1 protein-coding gene is annotated in these 1,386 nt (G+C 37.4%); it reads left to right on the top strand.

The genetic code is table 11. The features are described 5' to 3' along the window. Positions 1 to 95: 95 nt before the first annotated feature. A protein-coding gene (locus GD002_RS17570) for an IS3 family transposase (protein ID WP_153733656.1) occupies positions 96 to 1,386 on the top strand; the annotation gives its coding sequence in 2 pieces (ribosomal slippage) (positions 96 to 480 and positions 480 to 1,386; 1,292 coding nt annotated over the 2 pieces). This gene is flagged as partial in the annotation.

Genomic DNA, 1,386 nt, shown 5'->3' with positions numbered 1-1,386 from the left:
TTAAACTGTACCCTATAAGATGGACACTTTGAAAAAGTCCCTCTTATAGGGTATTTTTGTTTATACATGAAAAATGATGTCGGGGGTGTGATCAAATGACTAAACTATTATTTACTAAAAAAGAACAGGATCAACTAAAACGTAATTCCAATGTGAAGGCAGTCAGTGAAAAAGCCATCACCTATTCAGATGAATTTAAATGCCATTTTATTGCAGAAAATGAAAAAGGTAAATTTCCACGGGAGATATTTGAGGCGGCCGGCCTTGATGTTGGACTAATCGGTAAAGAACGTGTGAAGGCTTCTAGTAGGCGTTGGCGTGCTGCATACGATAAATATGGTGTGAAAGGTTTACAAGATACGCGTAAAGGCAATTCTGGTCGTCCGTTAGAACGCGAATTAACGCTTGAAGAGAAGATTGCTCGTTTAGAAGCAAAAAACCAATTATTACGTGCAGAGAATGAATTACTAAAAAAGCTCGATCTACTCGAAAGGCAGGCGTTGAAGAAGAAATAAGAATCGCAACAGGCATGAAATTTGAATTAATTCATTATACAATTGAAAAGTATAACTTGAAGCGGATGGTAAGCTTCTTATGTGAAATAATGGGCGTCTCTCGTTCAAGCTACTATAATTATTTCACGGAAAAGTCGATACAAAAACGCGTAGCGCAAGAACAAGCAGATGAAATCATAAGGGACATCATTTTAAAGGCCTATCGTTTCAAAGGGCGTAATAAAGGCGCGCGTCAAATTAAAATGACGCTCCAAAATCAATATAAAATTACGTATAACCTCAAGCGCATTCGCCGTATTATGAAGAAATACAATATAATTTGTCCAATTCGTAAGGCGAATCCTTATCGACGGATGGCTAAAGCAACAAAAGAACATCGGACATGTCCGAACCTATTACAACGTAACTTTAAGCAAGGTATAGCAGGAAAAGTATTATTAACCGATATCACCTATTTAACCTATAAAGACGGGAAACGTGCGTATTTATCAACGGTTAAGGACGCAGAGACAAACGAAATCTTAGCGTATGAAGTATCATCTTCACTACATCTAGAAATTGTACTGAATACCCTTCAAAAATTGAGAAAACATGGACATCTTTCAGAAGGTGCCTTTATTCATTCAGATCAAGGTTTCCATTATACAAATCCAGAATTCCAGACTGCGGTTATGCGAATGGGGTTAGGTCAATCGATGTCTCGCCGAGGAAACTGTTGGGATAACGCTCCACAGGAATCATTTTTCGGGCATTTTAAGGATGAAACGAATATTAAAGAGTGTGAAACATTAGAGGAAGTAAAACGTGAAATTAAAAGTTATATGACGTACTACAATCATTATCGCGGGCAATGGAATTTAAAAAAGTTGCC

The sequence above is a fragment of the Sporosarcina obsidiansis genome (assembly GCF_009651005.1).
Taxonomy (GTDB): domain Bacteria; phylum Bacillota; class Bacilli; order Bacillales_A; family Planococcaceae; genus Sporosarcina; species Sporosarcina obsidiansis.
This window is presented reverse-complemented; position numbering and strand designations above follow the sequence as displayed.